Annotated in this window: 16 protein-coding genes, 1 tRNA gene and 1 pseudogene; 14 read left to right on the top strand and 4 right to left on the bottom strand. The window is 67.0% G+C overall.

Going from position 1 to position 19,994, the window contains the following annotated elements; translation table 11 throughout:
* Window positions 1–196 precede the first annotated feature (196 nt).
* Complete coding sequence (locus tag H7X47_RS06110) at window positions 197–1,708, top strand: DegQ family serine endoprotease (protein WP_193367760.1); 1,512 nt, start codon at window positions 197–199, stop codon at window positions 1,706–1,708.
* 76 nt (window positions 1,709–1,784) lie between these two features.
* Here H7X47_RS06110 and serB read toward each other — a convergent pair whose 3' ends face one another.
* Entirely contained in the window at window positions 1,785–2,684 is a 900-nt protein-coding gene (serB, locus tag H7X47_RS06115; protein WP_193367761.1) for a phosphoserine phosphatase SerB, read from the bottom strand.
* Window positions 2,685–2,772: 88 nt separating this feature from the next.
* Between serB and miaA the strand changes: the two genes are divergently transcribed.
* The 3 genes from miaA to ilvN all read left to right on the top strand — a co-directional run bounded on the left by miaA (window position 2,773) and on the right by ilvN (window position 6,315).
* A complete protein-coding gene (gene miaA / locus H7X47_RS06120; RefSeq protein WP_193367762.1) occupies window positions 2,773–3,753 on the top strand; it encodes a tRNA (adenosine(37)-N6)-dimethylallyltransferase MiaA in 981 nt (326 codons plus the stop codon).
* Between the two features lie 193 nt (window positions 3,754–3,946).
* On the top strand, window positions 3,947–5,710 hold the full coding sequence (locus H7X47_RS06125) for an acetolactate synthase 3 large subunit (protein WP_193367763.1): 1,764 nt from the start codon (window positions 3,947–3,949) through the stop codon (window positions 5,708–5,710).
* Between the two features lie 86 nt (window positions 5,711–5,796).
* A complete protein-coding gene (gene ilvN / locus H7X47_RS06130) occupies window positions 5,797–6,315 on the top strand; it encodes an acetolactate synthase small subunit (RefSeq protein ID WP_193367764.1) in 519 nt (172 codons plus the stop codon).
* Window positions 6,316–6,331: 16 nt separating this feature from the next.
* Here ilvN and H7X47_RS06135 read toward each other — a convergent pair whose 3' ends face one another.
* From H7X47_RS06135 to H7X47_RS06145, 3 genes are read right to left on the bottom strand one after another with little or no spacing between them, the layout of a single operon-like run.
* Window positions 6,332–7,228: a diacylglycerol kinase catalytic domain-containing protein gene (locus tag H7X47_RS06135; RefSeq protein ID WP_193367765.1), complete on the bottom strand. Its 897-nt coding sequence runs from the start codon at window positions 7,226–7,228 to the stop codon at window positions 6,332–6,334.
* A gap of 26 nt (window positions 7,229–7,254) precedes the next feature.
* A complete protein-coding gene (locus H7X47_RS06140) occupies window positions 7,255–8,253 on the bottom strand; it encodes an SPFH domain-containing protein (RefSeq protein ID WP_193367766.1) in 999 nt (332 codons plus the stop codon).
* 17 nt (window positions 8,254–8,270) lie between these two features.
* Complete coding sequence (locus H7X47_RS06145) at window positions 8,271–8,975, bottom strand: NUDIX hydrolase (RefSeq protein WP_227010247.1); 705 nt, start codon at window positions 8,973–8,975, stop codon at window positions 8,271–8,273.
* Window positions 8,976–9,273: 298 nt separating this feature from the next.
* Between H7X47_RS06145 and ilvC the strand changes: the two are divergent.
* The 10 genes and pseudogenes from ilvC to H7X47_RS06195 all read left to right on the top strand — a co-directional run.
* Window positions 9,274–10,299, top strand: a pseudogene (gene ilvC / locus H7X47_RS06150) (ketol-acid reductoisomerase); the annotation flags it as partial.
* A 411-nt stretch (window positions 10,300–10,710) separates the two neighbouring features.
* On the top strand, window positions 10,711–11,277 hold the full coding sequence (locus tag H7X47_RS06155) for a GNAT family N-acetyltransferase (RefSeq protein ID WP_193367769.1): 567 nt from the start codon (window positions 10,711–10,713) through the stop codon (window positions 11,275–11,277).
* Window positions 11,274–11,555, top strand: a complete 282-nt coding sequence (locus H7X47_RS06160; RefSeq protein ID WP_227010248.1) for a DUF6881 domain-containing protein — start codon at window positions 11,274–11,276, stop codon at window positions 11,553–11,555. Before H7X47_RS06155 ends, H7X47_RS06160 begins: the two co-directional genes overlap by 4 nt.
* Before the next feature lie 471 nt (window positions 11,556–12,026).
* Entirely contained in the window at window positions 12,027–13,616 is a 1,590-nt protein-coding gene (locus tag H7X47_RS06165; RefSeq protein WP_193367771.1) for a 2-isopropylmalate synthase, read from the top strand.
* 72 nt (window positions 13,617–13,688) lie between these two features.
* Window positions 13,689–14,729, top strand: a complete 1,041-nt coding sequence (locus H7X47_RS06170; RefSeq protein WP_167223262.1) for a rod shape-determining protein — start codon at window positions 13,689–13,691, stop codon at window positions 14,727–14,729.
* 129 nt (window positions 14,730–14,858) lie between these two features.
* Window positions 14,859–15,758, top strand: a complete 900-nt coding sequence (gene mreC, locus H7X47_RS06175) for a rod shape-determining protein MreC (protein WP_193367772.1) — start codon at window positions 14,859–14,861, stop codon at window positions 15,756–15,758.
* A complete protein-coding gene (gene mreD, locus H7X47_RS06180; protein WP_193367773.1) occupies window positions 15,755–16,270 on the top strand; it encodes a rod shape-determining protein MreD in 516 nt (171 codons plus the stop codon). Before mreC ends, mreD begins: the two co-directional genes overlap by 4 nt.
* Window positions 16,271–16,287: 17 nt before the next feature.
* Window positions 16,288–18,189, top strand: a complete 1,902-nt coding sequence (gene mrdA / locus H7X47_RS06185; RefSeq protein WP_193367774.1) for a penicillin-binding protein 2 — start codon at window positions 16,288–16,290, stop codon at window positions 18,187–18,189.
* Window positions 18,189–19,343 (top strand): rod shape-determining protein RodA, encoded by a 1,155-nt coding sequence (gene rodA / locus H7X47_RS06190; RefSeq protein WP_193367775.1) that lies wholly within the window; start codon window positions 18,189–18,191, stop codon window positions 19,341–19,343. The genes mrdA and rodA overlap by 1 nt, the downstream gene beginning before the upstream one ends.
* A 251-nt stretch (window positions 19,344–19,594) precedes the next feature.
* Window positions 19,595–19,670 (top strand) — tRNA-Lys (locus H7X47_RS06195).
* Window positions 19,671–19,994: the final 324 nt, after the last annotated feature.

A 19,994-nucleotide genomic window follows, 5' to 3' on the forward strand; every position in this document is an offset into this window, starting at 1 on the left:
CGTGATAGCGCCACAAATTCGCCCACTTCGTATCGCAGCCTGCTGGTGATACACTTTTTGTTGAGAGGGCCTACAAACTCCGCTCCAATAGTTCCAGATAGCGCTAAGCGACGCTTCAGGAGCCTCCAGGGCATCCGCCCTGCCGGAGCGCATCTCCAAGCGAGGGAGAGAACTGACAGTGACTCGAATTTCCGGAATGCAACGGCCTCCCATCCAGCGGCGGGGCGTCACGGCGCGCGCCGTGACGCGGCCGGCGCCAGCCTCGCGCTGGCTGCCCCTGCAAGGGCTGTTGGGCGCGGCTGCGCTGTTCACGGCCCTTCTGATCCTGGCCTGGTCGTCGGCGGTGCAGGCGCGTTCGGCACCCGACACCTTTGCCGACCTGGCGGAAAGGCTGTTGCCCACCGTGGTCAACATCCAGACCAGCCAGACCATCGAGGGCGGCCAGGCCGAGCAGTTCGAGGAATTCTTCAAAGAGTTCTTCGAGCGCCGCGGCGAAGGCGGCGAGCCGCCGCCGCAGCAGCAGCGCCGGGGCAGTTCCCTCGGCTCGGGCTTCATCATCGAGCCCAGCGGCTTCATCGTCACCAACCACCACGTCATCGCCGACGCCGATGAGGTTGAGGTGGTGCTCTCCGACGGCACCTCGCTGGAAGCCACCATCGTCGGCAGCGACAAGGACACGGACCTGGCGCTGCTGAAGGTTGAGACCGACCGCCCCCTGCCGTCCACCACCTGGGGCGATTCCGACAAGACGCGGATCGGCGACTGGGTCGTCGCCATCGGCAATCCCTTCGGCCTGGGCGGCACCGTGACCGCCGGCATCGTCTCGGCGCGCCAGCGCGACATCAACGCCGGGCGCTACGACAATTTCATCCAGACCGACGCCGCCATCAACAAGGGCAACTCCGGCGGCCCGATGTTCAACATGGACGGCCAGGTGATCGGCATCAACACGGCGATCTTCTCACCCTCCGGCGGTTCGGTGGGCATCGGCTTCGCCACCCCGTCCTCCATGGCCCGCAACATCATCGCCCAGCTGCGCGACACCGGCGAGGTGCGGCGCGGCTGGCTCGGCGTGCGCATCCAGAACGTCACCGACGAGCTGGCCGAGGGCCTGCGGCTCGACCGGCCGCGCGGCGCCCTGGTGGCCGCGGTCACCGAAGGCGGGCCGGCGGAATCCGCCGGCATCGAGCAGGGCGACGTGATCCTGGAGTTCAACGGCCGCGAGGTGCCGGAGATGCGCCGCCTGCCGGCCATGGTGGCGGAGACCAGCGTGGGTTCCACGGTGGACGTGACCATCTGGCGCAAGAACGCGGAGAAGCAGCTGCGCGTCACCATCGGCGAGCTGGAGGCAGAGCAGGTCGCCACCGCCCCGGCGACGCAGACGCCGCCGGAGACCAAGCCGAAGGAGATGGAATCCCTCGGCCTCGCGCTCGGCGAGATCACGCCCGAACTGCGCAGCCGCTTCAGCCTGGACGAGGCGACCAAGGGCGTCGTCATCACCGAGGTGAAGGAAGGCAGCTCCGGCGCCGAGAAGGGCCTGAAGGCGGGCGACGTCATCGTCGAGGTCGACCAGGAAGAGGTCGCCACCCCGGCGGACGTGGTCGAGAAGGTCGAACGGGCCAAGTCCGAAGGCTACCGGGTGGTCACCCTGCTGGTGTTCCGCCAGGGCGACTTCCAATGGGTGGCCGTCAGGATCGATCAGAGCTGATCCGCACGCGGTAAGCCTCTTAAGCGAAACGGCGGCCTCTTCGGGCCGCCGTTTTTCTTTGCCGATCTTCCTTTTCCTAGGCTTCCCGGATCTCGTCGGCGTGGTAGCCCTGCAGGTACAGCAGGCCGGTCAGGTCGCCGTGGTCGATGCGGTAGTGCGCGGCGGCGCGCACCTTGGGCTTGCCGTAGAAGGCGACCCCCAGGCCGGCGGCGCCCAGCATGTCCAGGTCGTTGGCGCCGTCGCCCACCGCGCAGGCGTCGTTGGGCACCAGGCCGTGGGCCGCCGAGAGTTCCTCCAGCGCCTGCAGCTTGGCAGCACGGCCCAGCACCGGGGCGACCACCTCGCCGGTCAGCGCGCCGTTGGCCACCGCCAGCTGATTGGCGCGGTCCTCGTCGAAGCCGCAGGCCTCGCGCACCAGGTTGGTGAAGCAGGTGAAGCCGCCGGACACCAGGGCGCAGTAGGCGCCGTTGGCGCGCATGGTCGCCACCAGGGCGCGGGCGCCGGGCACCAGGGTCATGCGTTCGGCCGCTTCCTCCAGGGCCGTCAGCGGCATGCCCTTCAGCAGGCCGACCCGCTCGCGCAGGGCCGCTTCGAAGTCCAGCTCGCCGGCCATGGCCAGCGCCGTGATCTCAGCCACTTCCTCGTGGATGCCGGCCACCTCGGCCAGCTCGTCGAGCATCTCCTCGCGGATGATGGTCGATTCCATGTCGGCGACCAGCAGCCTCTTGCGCCGGCCCGCGGCGGGCTGGATCGCCAGGTCCAGGGGCGAGGGCCCCAGGGCTTCGCGGACCAGGGCCTGGGTAATGGTGGGCTCGCTGCCTTCGAAGGTGATGTCGCAGGCGACGTCGTCGGCCAGCCAGTGGGCCGCGCCGGCCGCACTGTGGCTGTTGTCGATGGCGCGGCGCGCGGCATCGACCAGGGCCGTCGACAGCGGCCTTGAGTGCGAGTCCCCAATCACGGTAAGCACGTAGTGCATCGGCGGCTTATACAGAGGCCGCCCCCATTCCCGCAAGCGCACAGCCGCGATGGGCCAGCCTTCATGCCCCCGAAGTCACGACGTTCACATGCCTGAAGCCGAGCAGAAACCCTTGGTGATGATGATCGCCGGTCCCACGGCCTCGGGGAAGTCGGCCCTGGCCGCCGCCGTGGCGGCGCAGTGGGGCGGCACGGTGATCAATGCCGACTCCATGCAGGTCTACCGGGAGCTGTCGCTCTTGACCGCGCGGCCGCGCGGCGCCGAGCTGAAGGCCGCGCCGCACCGGCTCTACGGCGTGCTCTCCGGCGCCGAGGCCTGTTCGGCCGGGCGCTGGCGCGGGATGGCCCTGGCGGAGGTCGAGGCCGCCCTGGCGGCGGGCCGCCTGCCGATTCTGGTCGGCGGCACCGGCCTCTATCTCAAGGTCTTCGCCGAGGGGTTGAACACGGTGCCCGAGATCCCGGCCGGGGTCCGCGCCACCGCCCGCGCCGAACTGGCGGAGCTGGGCAAGGCCGCCTTCCATGCCCGCCTGGCCGAGCGCGATCCGGTGATGGGCGCGCGCCTGGAGCCGGGCGACAGCCAGCGCCTGCTGCGCGCCTGGGAGGTCCTGGCGGCGACCGGGCGGTCGCTGGCCGAGTGGCAGGCCGCGCCCGCCACCCCGGCGCCCTACCGCTTCGCCCGGCTCTGCCTGCTGCCGCCGCGCCCGGCGCTCTACGCCGCCTGCGACGCCCGCCTGGAGGCCATGGTCGGGCCCAGGTCGGAAGGAGGGGGCGCGCTGGAGGAGGTGGAGGCGCTGCTGGCGCTGGGACTCGACCCGGCGCTGCCGGTCATGAAGGCGGTGGGGGTGCCGGAGTTCGCCGCCCATCTGGCCGGCGAGCTCAGCCTGGAAGCGGCCCTGGCCGAGGCCCAGCAGGCGACCCGGCGCTACGCCAAGCGGCAGATGACCTGGCTGCGGCACCAGTTTCTCGGTAACGATTCGACGGTTAACGTCATGGAAACGCAATATTCAGAAAGTCAAAGGGTGGAAACTTTTGCGAAAATTCGTCAAAATCTATTGACCGACCCGGGCTAAGGGTCTAGGGTCCGCCTCCTTCACCCGCAAAACGGCGGGCGAAGGGTGTGAAATCATTGGCAATTGTTCGCGTTTGGCCGGTTCTGCCGGCCTATTTTATGTGGTGTTGAGTTGCGCCGGCCCCTCCTTGATAGCCGAAGGCGGCCAGGAACGGGGCCCGGCGGAAAGACGGCAAGACGAAAGGTAGAAGACGATGTCGGCGGAACAGAAGACCGGTGCGGAGATGTTGATCAGGACCCTGAAGGACCAGGGTGTTGACGTCATTTTTGGCTATCCCGGCGGCGCCGTACTTCCGATCTACGATGCCCTCTTCCAGCAGAACGACATCCAGCACATCCTGGTGCGCCAGGAAGGCGGCGCCGTGCACGCCGCCGAAGGCTATGCCCGCTCCACCGGCAAGGTCGGCGTGGTGCTGGTGACCTCCGGCCCCGGCGCCACCAACGCGGTGACAGGCCTGACCGACGCGCTGATGGATTCCATCCCCGTGGTCTGCCTGACCGGCCAGGTGCCGACGCACCTGATCGGCAACGACGCCTTCCAGGAGGCCGACACCACGGGCATCACCCGGCCCTGCACCAAGCACAACTACCTGGTGAAGGACATCATCGACCTGCCGCGCATCATGCACGAGGCCTTCTACGTGGCGCGCAGCGGGCGCCCCGGCCCGGTGGTCGTCGACCTGCCCAAGGACGTGCTGCAGGGCAAGAGCGATCACTACGTGGCGCCGGAAGAGGTGACGCACCGCAGTTACCGCCCGCAGACCAAGGCGGAGGATCACAAGATCGCCGAGGCGGTGGAGATGATCGCCCAGGCCAAGCGCCCCATCGTCTATGCCGGCGGCGGCGTCATCAACGCCGGGCCCAAGGCCTGCGAGCTGCTGACCCGCTTCGTGCGCACCCTTGGCGTGCCCTGCACCAACACGCTGATGGGCCTCGGCGCCTATCCGGGCAGCGATCCGCAGTTCCTCGGCATGCTGGGCATGCACGGGACCTACGAGGCGAACCTCGCCATGTACAACTGCGACGTCATGATCAACATCGGCGCGCGCTTCGACGACCGCGTGACCGGGCGCCTGGACGAGTTCTCGCCGCGCTCCAAGAAGATCCACGTCGACATCGACGCCTCTTCCATCAACAAGAACGTGATGGTCGACCTGCCGATCGTCGGCGACGCCGGCTCGGTGTTGGAGGATCTGCTGGCCGCCTGGCAGGCGCGCAAGCTGGAGCTGGACCAGAAGGCGTTGAAGGCCTGGTGGCAGAAGATCGAGGAATGGCGCGCCCGCGACTGCCTGAAGTTCGAGCAGAAGGGCCAGGAGATCAAGCCGCAGCACGCCATCAAGCGGCTCTACGAGCTGACCAAGGACCGCAACCCCTACATCGCCACGGAAGTTGGCCAGCACCAGATGTGGGCGGCCCAGTACTTCAAGTTCGAGCAGCCGAACCACTGGATGACCTCCGGCGGCCTCGGCACCATGGGCTACGGCATGCCCGCGGCCATGGGCGTGCAGCGTGCCCATCCCGACGCCCTGGTCATCGACGTCGCCGGCGAGGCCTCGATCCTGATGAACATTCAGGAGCTGTCGTGCATCGCGCAGTACAATCTGCCGGTCAAGATCTTCATCGTGAACAATCAGTGGATGGGCATGGTGCGCCAGTGGCAGGAGCTGCTGCACGGCGGGCGCTACTCCGAGAGCTACTCGGCGGCGCTGCCGGACTTCGTGAAGCTGGCCGAGTCCTTCCACGCCGTCGGCATCCGCTGCGAGAAGGCCGACGAGCTGGACGACAAGATCATGGAGATGATCGACACGCCCAAGCCCGTGGTCTTCGACTGCCTCGTGACCAAGGATGAAAACTGCTTCCCGATGATCCCCTCGGGTGCGGCGCACTACGAGATGCTGCTGGGCCCGGACGACAAGGTCGGCAAGCCGATTTCCGAGGAAGGCATGGTTCTCGTATAGGGCCGCGAGACAGCGACGCCTCTTCATCCTTCGGAACCCGGATCGACAGATAGAAAGCGGGGGCCCGGAAGCCCCCGGTCAGAGCCATGGCCAATCATAAAGACCAAGAAATCGAAGCGCGCACCATCGCGGTGCTGGTGGACAACGAACCCGGCGTGCTGGCGCGCGTCATCGGCCTCTTCTCGGGCCGCGGCTACAACATCGAGAGCCTGACGGTCTCCGAGGTCGACCCGCGCCAGCGCTTCTCGCGCATCACCGTGGTGACCTCGGGCACGCCGCAGATCCTGGAGCAGATCAAGGCGCAGCTCGACCGCCTGGTGCCGGTCCACCGGGTCAGCGACCTGACCATGGACGGCGCCTCGGTGGAGCGCGAGCTGGCCCTGGTGAAGGTCGCCGGCAGCGGCGACAAGCGGGTCGAGTCCCTGCGCATCGCCGACATCTTCCGCGCCCGGGTGGTGGACTCCTCGCACGACCACTTCGTCTTCGAGATGACCGGCAAGAGCGAGAAACTGGACGTCTTCATCGACCTCATGCAGCCGCTGGGCCTGGTCGACGTCTCGCGCACCGGCGTGGTCGCCATCTCCCGGGGCCCGCAGGGGCTCTAGAAGTTCTCGCAGGCTCTCACGGGCTTACCAGGTTCAGCGTTTCCCTGGCGACGCCGATCTCGACGCGCCGGCCCCAATCGAAGGCCAGACGGTCCTGCTCGATGCCGTCGGCGAAGATGGTGCCGTCCTCGTTCTGGCGCGAGATCACCGTCAGCGGGTGGTCGCGGTCCAGCCGACCGGCCCGGATCGAGGTGCCGGTGGTGACGCTGGGGAAAGGCTCCCGCACGAAGAACTCCAGCGCCGCTTCCTGGCGGTCCAGCGGGAAGCGGATGCCGGTTGCCTCGCTGATCGACCGCGCCCAGCCGGTCGCTCCCGTGCCGGAAGCGACGATCAGGCCGCTCGACGACTGCGCTTCCCGCTTGTCGCCGTGGACGATCTCGTAGCGCGCCGACTGGTGGCTGCGGTGGCCGACGAAGATCTCGTTGAGCGCCAGCAGGCGCTCGCCGTCGTCCAGTCTGGCTTCGGCCATGGTCAGGCGCTCCAGGCCGCAGTCCTCCTGCACCACGGCGGGCAGCACCTTGGCCAGTCCCTCCGGCGGAACGCGGACCAGCACGCCGTCGAAGAGCGCCGGATCGGGGTTTACGCCGACCACCGGCTGGCCGCTTAGATATTTCGCGACGTTGGCGACCAGGCCGTCCTGGCCGACCGCCACCACGACGTCTTCCGGGGCGAAGTGGAAGCGGTCGAGGTCGGCCCGGGCGAGCGTAGCCTGGCGCCAGTCCGCCGGCACCGCATCGTGCGCCTGCTTGAGAACCTTGGTGAAGTGCTGGTGGCGTGCTTCCACCGTCTCGAGTTTTTGTCCGCGTGTCTCGAGGAAGAACCGGGCCTGCTCACGCGTCGCATGACGCGCGAGCAGGGCTTCGTACTCGGTCTCCCGGATGACGAAGACAGCACGGGGAGGGTTGGTGGACATCTTGTCATCTCCCCTTCATACCGGGATCACTCGGCCTTCGCGCCGAACGTAACGGCGGGCGCGGAGGCCGACCTGAAGGCACCGAGCGCGGTCGCCAGCAGGTCCGGCGTCACGTTCAGGTGCTCGATGGCCTTCATTTTGCCGGCGAAGTCGCGCGCGGCGAGGCCCAGCAGCACCTGGGCGGGCAGGCCGCTGTAGATGGCGATGCGTTCGCGTTCGGTCGCCGCCTTGGCGCCCTCGACGGTGCGGATGCGTGCCGCCTCGGCGTCCGCCGCGATCTGGCCTGCCTCCGCCTTCGCCTTGGCGCGATCCCGGGCATTGGTCGACTCTTCGGAGATCAACTGCTTCTCGCGCCGTGCCAGTTCGGTGCGGTTCGCCAGTTCGTTCTCGGCGATGGCCCGTTCCTTGTCGACGGCGAGCGCCCGCCGCTCGAAGACCGCCTCGTCGGCCTTCTGCTGCAACGCCTCGAAGGTCGGCGTCTGCAAGGCGCGTTCCAGCTCCTTGGACGGCGCCAGCTTGCCGAGCCGCGCTGCGACCACCTCGATGCCGATGTCGGTGAGGGCAGGGGCGCCGATCAGCGCTTCCTCGACACGCGCCTGCAACGGCGCGACCCCAGCGTCGAGCAGATCGTGCACCGGCGCTTCCGCCAGGTACTGCAGGGCCGCCTGTTCGGCCAGGCCGGCCAGGCGAATTTCGATCTTCTCGACGGGCACATCCTGGTAACGGCCGTTCTCCAGCTCGATGGTGAAGTCGACACGCTCGGCCAGGCGTTCGGGATCGCTGATGTGCCACATGACGGTTCCCTGGACGGCGATGTCCTGGAAGTCCTGGCTGCGGCCCTTGACGAAGAGCGTGGTTTCCCGGTCGTCCGTCGGGATCTCCGCGATGGAGGCCCGCTCCGGCAGGAACCAGAAGACGAGCCCGCGGCCGGAGGCGACCTTGCGTCCGTTGCGGTAGCGGATGACGTGGTTGCTGGCTTCACTGCGCAGCAAGGCCACGGGGCCGTAGTGTCGGATGGTAGCCATGATACACCGTCCTTTCCTTATCCCTTCCTGGGTTTCAGACGATAGAGTTCCGCCGGGCGAAAACCGGTGCCGGTCTCGCGTTCTCCGGTGGACTCCAGCCAGCCGCGTTCGAGCATGCGGCGGCGGAATGCGGGTTTGTTGAGGGGGCGCCCCAGGATCGCCTCATGGACGTCCTGCAGTTCGCGCAGGGTGAACCTGTCTGGCAGCAGCGCGAAGCCGATCTCGGTGTAGTCCAGCTTGCCGCGCAAACGCTTGACGGCCAGCGACAGGATGTCGCCGTGGTCGAAAGCCAGCGGCAGGGCGGCGCCGTCGGGCCCCAGGGCGGCAACCGGTCCGCCGGTCTCGCCTTCCCACGATACCTCTAGCGTCGCCAGGGTGAGGTCGCCGGCGTCGGTCAGCGCCGCCTCGAAGCGCGCCCGCGGCAGCAAGGCGAAGTAGGCGACGGTAATGACGCGGTCGCGCGGATCGCGATGGGGCGCCCCGAAGCTGTAGAGCTGTTCGATCCAGGCGCCCTGCATACGGGCCTTTTCCGCGAGCACCCGCTCGGCGGCGGCGTCGAGGCTCTCCTCGACCCGCACAAAGCCGCCCGGCAGCGCCCAGCGGCCCGCGAAGGGCTCGGTGGCGCGCCTCTGCAGCAGCACCGTCAGGCGGGCGTCCTGGACGGACATGAGGACCAGGTCCACAGTGACGGCGGGTTTCGGGTAGCGGTCCAGCTCTGACATTTTCGGCTCGTTCTGGCGGTTCATCATAATATGCATTATAGATATAAGTGAAATGGATATAAGTGTCAAGCACGCATTTTGCCGGGGCTGGGTACCGCCGGGCACCGTGGTGGATATCGAAGGTCCGGGATACTGCTCGCCGGCCGCCGAGCGGGCTCCGATAAAGCGCGAAATTCCGGGACTTTCCGGCTATGCAGAGGGCGCAGGGGGCCATGCCGGGAATCCCGTTGCGCTTTGGCTTTCGGCGCTTTAGAACCCCGGCGAGCCTTTTCGGACAACAAAAGTACATAGGGAGACGGCCGCAATGCGCGTCTATTACGATCGGGACGCCGACGTCAATCTGATCAAGGGCAAGAAAGTTGCCATCGTCGGCTACGGCAGCCAGGGCCACGCCCACGCCAATAACCTGAAGGACAGCGGTGTATCCGAGGTCCGTGTCGCGCTGCGCGCCGGGTCGGCCACGGCCAAGAAGGCCGAGAACGCCGGCCTGCAGGTCATGACCCCGGAGGAGGCCGCCAAGTGGGCCGACGTGGTCATGATGCTGACCCCGGACGAGCTGCAGGCCGACATCTACCGTGACAGCCTTGAGGGCAACATGAAGGAGGGCGCGGCCCTGGCCTTCGCCCACGGGCTCAACGTCCACTTCAACCTCATCGAGCCGCGCAAGGACCTCGACGTCTTCATGATCGCGCCCAAGGGCCCGGGCCACACTGTGCGGTCCGAGTATGTGCGCGGCGGCGGCGTGCCCTGCCTCATCGCGGTGGCGCAGAACGCCTCGGGCAACGCCCAGGAGATCGCGCTCAGCTACGCCTCGGCCATCGGCGGCGGCCGTTCCGGCGTCATCGAGACCACCTTCAAGGAAGAGTGCGAAACCGACCTCTTCGGTGAGCAGGTGGTGCTCTGCGGCGGCCTGACGGCGCTCATCCAGGCCGGCTACGAGACCCTCTGCGAGGCCGGCTACGCCCCGGAGATGGCCTACTTCGAGTGCCTGCACGAGGTGAAGCTGATCGTCGACCTGATGTACGAGGGCGGCATGGCCAACATGCGCTACTCGATCTCCAACACCGCCGAGTTCGGCGACTACATGACCGGGCCGCGCATCGTCACCGACGAGACCAAGGCCGAGATGAAGCGCGTGCTGGACGACATCCAGTCCGGCCGCTTCGCGCGCGACTGGGTCACCGAGTGCAAGGCCGGCCAGCCTTCCTTCAAGGCCCTGCGCCGCCGCCACGCCGAGCACAACATCGAGGAAGTCGGCGCCAAGCTGCGCGCCATGATGCCCTGGATCGCGGCCAACCAGCTGGTCGATAAGGAAAAGAACTAGGGGAAAAGAACTAAAGCTCTTCCTTCGGGCTTTCTGAGCTCGGCTTCGGGCCTCGCGCTGTCAAAGGTGCGGGGCCCGAAGTGTTCTCGGGGGGAGAAATCTGATCTGCGGCCCCACCCCCACCCTAGCCCTCCCCCATCAAGGGGGAGGGGATTGCTGTTGAAGCGCAGATGCTTTCCCTCCCCCCTTGATGGGGGGAGGTTAGGAGGGGGGTGACCCCTTTGCCGCGCTGAGCCGTCAGGCGGAGGGCGCTTGTGGTCGCCGCTTTCTCTTGTCGTCACCCTCGGGCTTGACCCGAGCATCCATGGAAGACCTTGGTCAGGACCGTGCCACGGAGAAATGGACCCTCGGGTCAAGCCCGAGCATGACAGTGGAGCCTGGGGAGGGCTTTCCGCTACTCTCCACACCGCCATGACCGCGACCATCCCGATCCTCACCACCGAGCGCCTCATCCTGCGGCCCTGGCGCGACGGCGACCTGGCGCCCTTCGCGGCCTTGAACGCCGATCCCGAGGTGATGGAGCACTTTCCGGCGCCCCTCAGCCGGGCGGAGAGCGACGCCGCGGTGGGGCGCATGCGCGCGGCCCTGGCGGCCCAGGGCCACGGCTGGTGGGCGGCCGAGGCGCCGGGGGTGGCGCCCTTCATCGGGGTGATCGCCCTGGCCGTGCCCAACTTCGAGGCCCACTTCACCCCCTGCGTGGAGGTCGGCTGGCGCCTGGCGAAGGAATTCTGGGGGCGCGGCTATGCCACCGAAGGCGCCCGCGAGGCCCTGCGCTTCGGCTTCGAGGAGCTTGGGCTGGGCGAGGTCGTCTCCTTGACCACCACGACCAACGCCCGCTCCCAGGCGGTCATGGGCCGCCTGGGCATGACCCGCGACCCTGCCGACGACTTCGACCATCCGAAGGTGCCGGAGGGCCACCCGCTGCGCCGCCATGTGCTCTATCGGCTGAAAAGTGCGAAATGGAGGAAAGGGCAGTGACCAAAAGCTATTTCGTGTGCCGCTGGAATCATGACCATCCGGACGAGCCCGTCGACCTCTACAGCGAGTTGGATGGCGACCGCTACGAGCTACGGAAGGTGTACATCTTCAAGGACGGGCATGGAGAGGTCGCCGGTCCCGGCATTGAGATGGGCAGCACGTGGCTTAGCCCAGAACCCTGTCCGCCGCTGGCCGAGATCGCAGCGCAGGCGGGATTTGAGCCCCGGGAGATCACGCGCGAGGAGTTCGAAGCGGTCTGGCGGCGATTTGCCGGCTGAAGGCCCATCGCTCTGTGCTGAATCGGGACCCGGAAAGGGGGCGAGTCGGGCCCTTTTCCGCAACCTGCGGAAAACCTTCCTGCGTGGAAAAAACGTAGGAAGCGCCTGGACTTCAGCAATTCTTAACGCTTCCAAATTAGATATTGTTAACCTCAAGAGTGGGGTTTAGAAAAGTAGGCGTTAACCACGCTTCTGAACCGAATGGTGGTCCCGTGACGGGACCGTTGCGCTGAAAACGGGAGACGGCGCGACAGGTCGAGGATCTCGACCCCTCCAGTAGGGGGGCCTCCGGAGGGGGGACCGGCAGAAGCAGTGACCCTTCCCGTGGCCTTAGGATCGGCCTTGCGCCCAGCTTTTCTTCCGCCGCTCTTCGCCGCCCCGGTTGCCCGGGCCGGCGCTTTGGGGAACGGGATTTTCACGGGACGTGGCGGCCGGGCAGGCCCACGGCCCGAGACGAGGGTGTAACAGGCAGTGGCGAGCAAGCAGGCGAGCGCGAAGAAGGAGGCGACCGGCGGTAAAGCCGCGGGAGAGCGCGTCATTATCTTCGACACCACCCTGCGCGACGGCGAGCAGTCGCCGGGCTGCTCCATGAACCTCGAGGAAAAGCTGCAGGTCGCCCACGTCCTGGAGGAAATGGGCGTCGACGTCATCGAGGCCGGCTTCCCCATCGCCTCCAAGGGCGATTTCGAGGCCGTGCAGGCGGTGGCCGCCGCGGTGAAGGCGGCCCGCGTGGCGGGCCTGGCCCGCGCCACCCAGCGCGACATCGACCGCGCCGCCGAGGCCCTGAAGGGCGCCGCCGCCCCGCGCATCCACACCTTCATCTCCACCAGCCCGCTGCACATGAAGTTCAAGCTGCAGATGGAGCCGGAGGACGTGCACCAGGCGGTGGTCGACAGCGTCGGCCATGCCCGCAACCTTTGCGACGACGTGGAGTGGTCGCCCGAGGACGGCACCCGCACCGAGCACGATTTCCTCTGCCGCTGCGTGGAATCGGCCATCAAGGCCGGCGCCGGGACCATCAACATCCCCGACACCGTGGGCTACACCATCCCCGAAGAGTTCCACGCCCTGATCTCCATGCTGAAGAACCGGGTGCCGAACATCGACAAGGCGGTGATCTCCGTGCACTGCCACAACGACCTGGGCCTGGGCGTCGCCAACTCCCTGGCCGCCGTGCAGGCCGGCGCCCGCCAGGTGGAGTGCACCATCAACGGCATCGGCGAGCGCGCCGGCAACGCGGCCATGGAAGAGGTCGTCATGGCGCTGCGCACCCGCCACGACACCATGCCCTACACCACGGGCGTGAAGACCGAGATGATCACCAAGGCCTCGCGCCTGGTCTCGGCCATCACCGGCTTTTCGGTGCAGCCCAACAAGGCCATCGTCGGGGCCAACGCCTTCGCCCATGAATCCGGCATCCACCAGGACGGCATGCTGAAGAATGCCGAGACCTACGAGATCATGACGCCGGAATCGGTCGGCCTCAGCCGTTCGACCCTGGTCATGGGCAAGCATTCCGGGCGCCACGCCTTCAAGTCCAAGCTGGAAGAGCTGGGCTTCACCCTCAACGAGAACGAGATTCAGGACGCCTTCGTCCGCTTCAAGGACTTGGCCGACGCCAAGAAGGATGTCTACGACGAGGACATCATGGCCCTGGTCGACGACGCCGTGCTGCGCCACAACGACCGGCTGCGCTTCGTCTCGCTGCAGGTGGTCTGCGGCTCCAAGGGCCCGCAGACGGCCGAGCTGGAGATGGAGATCGACGGCGAGGCCAAGGCGGCCAAGGCCGAGGGCAACGGCCCGGTCGATGCCACCTTCGCGGCGATTTCGCAGCTATTCCCTCACGAGGCCAGCCTGCAGCTCTACCAGGTCCACGCGGTGACCGAAGGTACCGACGCGCAGGCGGAAGTAACGGTCCGTTTGGAAGAGAATGGTAAAACGGTAAACGGCCAGGGCGCGGATCATGATACCCTGGTGGCCTCGGCGCGGGCCTACATCAACGCGCTGAACAAGTTGCTGGTGAAGCGGGAAAAGACGGCACCCCAGGTGATGTCGGCCTGATCCGGGCTTCTGGTTTGAACCGCCGCGGGTAGCGCGGCATGTGTACGGATTGAAGAAAAGGCGATTGGATCCATGTTTTCTGGTTTGCTCGGCATGCTCTCCGCCGATATGGCGATCGACCTCGGCACCGCGAACACCCTGGTTTACGTGAAGGGCCGCGGTATCGTCCTCAATGAGCCCTCGGTGGTCGCGATCGCCGAAGTGAAAGGCAAGAAGCAGGTCCTGGCCGTCGGTGACGAGGCCAAGATGATGCTCGGACGTACGCCGGGGAACATCCAGGCCATCCGCCCGCTGCGCGACGGCGTCATCGCCGACTTCGAGGTCGCGGAGGAGATGATCAAGCACTTCATCCGCAAGGTGCACAATCGCCGCTCCTTCGCCAGTCCGCAGGTCATCGTCTGCGTGCCCTCCGGCTCCACCGCCGTTGAGCGCCGCGCCATCCAGGAATCAGCGGAAAGCGCCGGCGCGCGCCGGGTTTTCCTGATCGAGGAGCCCATGGCCGCGGCCATCGGCGCCGGCCTGCCGGTGACCGAACCGACCGGCTCCATGGTCGTCGACATCGGCGGCGGCACCACCGAGGTGGCCGTACTTTCGCTGGGCGGCATCGTGTACTCGCGCTCCGTACGTGTCGGCGGCGACAAGCTGGACGAGGCGATCATCGCCTATATCCGCCGCAATCATAACCTGCTGGTCGGCGAAGGCTCCGCCGAGCGCATCAAGAAGGAAATCGGCTCCGCCTGCCCGCCGGAAGACGGCGAGGGCGGCACCATGGAGATCAAGGGCCGCGACCTGATGAACGGCGTGCCGAAGGAATTGATCATCTCCGAGCGGCAGATCTCCGAATCCCTGGCCGAGCCGGTCGGCGCCATCGTCGAGGCGGTGAAGGTCGCCCTCGAGCACACCGCGCCGGAACTGGCCGCCGACATCGTCGACAAGGGCATCGTGCTCACCGGCGGCGGTGCCCTGCTCGGCAACATGGACTACGTGCTTCGGGCTTCCACCGGCCTGCCGGTCTCCATTGCCGACGACCCGCTTTCTTGTGTGGCGCTCGGCACCGGCCGTTGCCTGGAGGAAATGAAGGTCCTGAAGAACGTGCTGATCTCCATGTATTGAGGCCCCGACATTAAGGGTCTATTAGGGATCAATGCTTTCTTCATTTGTATTTGGTGTGATGGTTCGGTAACTTAGCCCGAATCGGTCGCTTGATGGCCTGGTTGGGGGGCTGCAGCGACAGGAGGTCCTGTGAACAAACCGACCGGCTCAGAAATCCGCGTTGCATCGCCCCTGAAAGCTTGGGCGAGCCGCTTCGCGCTTCTGCTCCTGGTGGGGGCCGCCTTCGGCCTCATGCTCATCGGGCGCACCAACAGCTTCATCGTCGAGGAAACCCGCACGGCGGTCACCGATATGGTGACCCCGATCCTCGACGCCGTCTCGCAGCCGGTCGAGACCTTCAGCGGCGTCATCGACCAGGCCGAGGCCCTGGCGAACCTGCGCAGCGAGAACCTGGCCCTCAAGGAACAGAACACCCGCCTGCTGGAGTGGCAGGCGGTGGCCCGCCGCCTGGAGGCGGAGAACGCGGCCCTGCGTTCGCTGAACCGCATGGTGCCCGACCCGGCCATGTCCTACGTCACCGCCCGCGTCGTGGGCGACCCCGGCGGCGCCTTCGTGCGCACCGTGCTGATCAACGCCGGCGAGCGCAACGGCGTGGAGAAGGGCCAGGCGGCCATTACCGCCGACGGCCTGGCCGGCCGCATCGCCGAGGTCGGCAAGCGTTCGGCCCGGGTGCTGCTGCTGACCGACATCAACAGCCGGGTGCCGGTGGTGGTGGGTGACGCCCGCGACCGCGGCGTGCTGGCCGGCGACAACACCAACGCCCCGGAACTGCTCTACCTCGGCCCCACCGCCAAGGTTCAGGTCGGCGACCGGGTGACCACCTCCGGCCACGGCGGCGTCTTTCCGCCGGGCCTGCCCATCGGCGTGGTCGCCGGGGTCGGCGAGAAGGGCATCCGGGTGAAGCCTTTCGTCGACTGGGCGCACATGGAAGTCCTGCGCATCGTCGACTATGAGATGACCGGCATCCTGGACTTCGAGGCACAGGTGGGAGCGGCCCGCGCGGCGGCGGCAGCCGGGAACGCGCAGTGAGACAGGAAGAGGGGGTCTGGCACCGCCTTGATGTCGTGGCCCGCAGCATCTCGCCCTTCTTCGTGACGCTGCTGCTGGTCCTCTTCGCCCTTCTGCCCCTGCACATCGCCGACCTGTCGCCCATCGTGCCCGCGCTGGCGCTGATCGGCGTGTTCTTCTGGTCGGTGCACCGTCCCGATCTCATGCCCATCTGGGCGGTCTTCCTGATCGGCCTGGTGCAGGACGTGCTGACCGGCGGCGTCATCGGCCCCGGCATCATCGGCCTGCTGGTGGCCCACGCCCTGGTGGTGTGGCAGCACCGCTTCTTCCTGGCGGCCTCCTTCGCCGTCATCTGGTTCGCCTTCATGCTGGTGGCAGCCGCGGCCCTGGCCGTGACCTGGCTCTTGACGAGCATCGCCATGATGACGCTTCTGGACCCGGGTCCCGTGTTCTTCCAGTACCTGGTGACCCTCGCCTTCTACCCCTGCCTGGCCTGGGCCTTCCTGCGCGGCCAGCGGCTGTTCCAGCGCTAGGGGGACAGGGGCCGGCCATGCTGCAGAAGAACGAAGACAACGAACGCCAAAGGGCCTTCACGCGCCGCGGGCTGTTGCTGGGCGGCGCCCAGACCCTGCTGCTGGCCGGGCTGGCCGGGCGCATGTACTACCTGCAGGTGATCGAGTCCGACCGCTACAAGACCCTGGCCGAGGACAACCGCATCAACCTGCGCCTGCTGCCGCCGCCGCGCGGGCGCATCCTCGACCGCTTCGGCCTGCCGCTGGCCACCAACCGGCAGAACTTCCGCGTCGTCCTGGTGCGCGAGCACGCCGGCGATGTCGAAAAGGTGCTGATGGCGCTGTCGCGGCTGATCGAGCTGAACGAGCATGACACCAAGCGGGTGCTGCGCGAAGTGTCGCGCAAGCGCGGCTTCGTGCCGGTGACGGTGCGCGAGAACCTGACCTGGGACGAGGTCAGCCGCGTCGAGGTGAACGGGCCGGAGCTGCCGGGCGTCACCATCGAGATGGGCCAGATCCGCGACTATCCCTACGCCGATTCCATGGCCCACGTGCTGGGCTACGTCGCCGCTGTGGCCGAGCGCGACCTGACCGGCGACCCGCTGCTGGAGCTGCCGGGCTTCCGCATCGGCAAGAACGGCATCGAGCAGAAGTACGACCTGGCCCTGCGCGGCAATGCCGGGACCAGCCAGATCGAGGTCAACGCCTACGGCCGCGTGATCCGCGAGCTGAACCGCGAGGAAGGCAAGCCCGGCGACGAGCTGGTGCTGACCGTCGACGGCGGCCTGCAGACCTTCGTCCATCAGCGCCTGCAGGGCGAAAAGAGCGCCTCGGCCGTGGTCATGGACATCGAGAACGGCGACGTCCTGGCTCTGGCCTCGGTGCCCAGCTTCGACCCCAACGCCTTCAACATCGGCCTGACCTACAAGCAGTGGAACGACCTCATCAACGATCCGCTGCACCCCCTGACCAACAAGGCCATCGCCGGCATGTACGCGCCGGGCTCGACCTTCAAGATGATGGTCGCCCTGGCGGCGCTGAAGGCCGGTATCAACCCCAATCAAAAGGTCTTCTGCCCGGGCTACATGACCCTGGGACGCTCGCGCTTCCACTGCTGGAAGCGTGGCGGCCACGGCTGGGTCGACATGCACGAGGGCATCCAGCATTCCTGCGACGTCTATTTTTACGACACCTCGCGCAAGGTCGGCATCGACAACATCGCCGCCATGGCCAACCGTTTCGGCCTGGGCGAGAAAGTCGGCATCGACCTGAACGGCGAGAAGGGTGGGGTGATCCCGACCCGGGACTGGAAGCTGGCCAATATCGGCGAGACCTGGCAGGGCGGCGAGACCCTGGTGGCTTCCATCGGCCAGGGCTTCGTGCTGGCCACGCCGCTGCAGTTGGCCACCATGGCGGCCCGCATCGCCAGCGGCAAGCAGGTGACGCCGCGCCTGACGCGCGGCGTGCGCGCTGACGCCGAACCGCCGGAGGGCGAGGCGGCCGAGGCCGCGGTGCCGGACTTCGCGCCGCTGGAGGTGCCGCCCGCCCACCTGAAGGTCATCCGCGAGGCCATGGACGCGGTCAGCAATCACCCGCGCGGCACCGCCTATCGGGCGCGCATCCAGGAAGAGGGCATGGAGCTGGCCGGCAAGACCGGCACCTCCCAGGTGCGCCGCATCACCTTGGCCGAGCGCGCCGCCGGCGTGACCAAGAACGAGCAGCTGCCCTGGCGGCGGCGCGACCACGCGCTTTTCGTCTCCTTCGCGCCCGTGCACAAGCCGCGCTACTGCTGCGCGGTGGTGGTCGAGCACGGCGGCGGCGGTTCCGCGGTGGCGGCGCCGATCGCCCGCGACATCCTGCTGGAGACCCAGCAGCGTGACCCGGCCGGGCGCCGTTCCCTGCCCATCGTGGCGGCCACGCAGATCGTTGAGCGCGGCTGATGGCGATCGATATCTTCCTTTCCCGGCGCAATCCGGAGCTGACCCTGCGGCAGAAGTTCTGGCAGCTGAACTGGGGCATGGTGCTGCTGCTATGCCTCATCGCCGGCGTCGGCTTCGCCATGCTGTACTCGGCGGCCAACGGCTCCATGACGCCCTGGGCCTCACGCCAGATGATCCGCTTCGGCCTCGGCCTGGTGCTGATGTTCACCGTGGCGCTGATAGATATCCGGTTCTGGTTCCGCTACGCCTACCTGATCTACTTCGCCGCCTTCGCCCTGCTGGTGGCGGTGGAGGTGATGGGCACCATCGGCATGGGCGCGCAGCGCTGGATCGACCTGGGCTTCATCCGCCTGCAGCCCTCGGAGATGATGAAGGTCGCCCTGGTGCTGGCGCTGGCCCGCTATTTCCACGGCGTCGCCAGCGAGGACATCGGGCGGCCGACCTACCTGATCCTGCCGATCATGCTGGCCGTGGCCCCGGCGGGCCTGGTGTTGAAGCAGCCCGATCTGGGCACCGCGGGCATGCTGCTGCTGGCCGCCGGCGCGGTCTTCTTTGCCGCCGGGGTGCGCTGGTGGAAGTTCGCCCTGGTGATCGTCGCCGGCCTGGGCGCCATTCCCATCGGCTGGCAGTTCCTGCACGACTACCAGAAGGCCCGGGTGATGACCTTCCTGAACCCGGAGAACGACCCTCTGGGCGCCGGCTACCACAGCCTGCAGGCGATGATCGCCTTCGGCTCCGGCGCGGTCACCGGCAAGGGCTTCATGCAGGGCACCCAGAGCCACCTGAACTTCCTGCCGGAAAAGCAGACCGACTTCATCTTCACCATGCTGGCCGAGGAATTCGGCCTGGTCGGCAGCCTGGGCCTCCTGGGGCTCTACTTCCTGGTGCTGGCCTACGGCCTCGCCATCTCCCTGCGGGCGCGCAACCAGTTCGCCCGCGTCCTGGCCCTCGGCCTCACCACCAACCTCTTCCTCTACGTCTTCATCAACATGGCCATGGTGATGGGCATGTTCCCGGTGGTCGGCGTGCCGCTGCCCCTGGTTTCCTACGGCGGCACCGTGCTGCTGACGGTGATGATCGCCATGGGCCTGATCATGTCCTGCTACATCCACCGGGACATCCGCATCTCGCGCCGCGGCACGGCCGAGGTCTAGGGCCCGCCAGCGCCCGGCCCCCCAACTGCTCGCCCGGGGCCAAGGGCCCGTATTTCAGCATTTTTCGCGCCTCATTGCTCCCGGAGGGCTCGACAAAGCCCGCCGGACTTGCTATCACCCCGCATCCCGGCGGTCTTGCCGTTTTCCGGCCCGGCCCTGTCGACCTCGTTTTCGGGGAAAATCCAAGGTTTTTCGCGGATTTTGGCGGGCAAAGGGGCCAGGCAGAGCGGCTTCCCGGGAACCCTTCATGGGGGCGTATAGCTCAGTTGGTAGAGCAGCTGACTCTTAATCAGCGGGTCCAAGGTTCGAGTCCTTGTACGCCCACCATTTTCCCCAGATATTTCAAATAGATAGAGACGGACAAATGTGAGAAGCGCTCGCATTTGGAATTCCGCTTTCAGCGCGTTTGGAATAGCGCTCCTCAATAGCTGACTGAGAGCGGCCTTTCGGTCCAAAAATCTCCTGGAGTGCGGCTGGGAAGTTGACCGTATTCCAGCTCTGCACGAGGCCGTTGGATGTTTCCCTGATGACGACCCTAGGAGCACCGAGCTGCCCCCTCGGCAGGTGTTGCAAGACGATTCGAGCTACCGGCTTTAGGCGTGGCAACTGCCCGAGCTTAGTCCGGTAAGCCTACTAGAGCGGACTATGACT

This window comes from Pelagibius marinus (assembly GCF_014925385.1).
Classification (GTDB): domain Bacteria; phylum Pseudomonadota; class Alphaproteobacteria; order Kiloniellales; family Kiloniellaceae; genus Pelagibius; species Pelagibius marinus.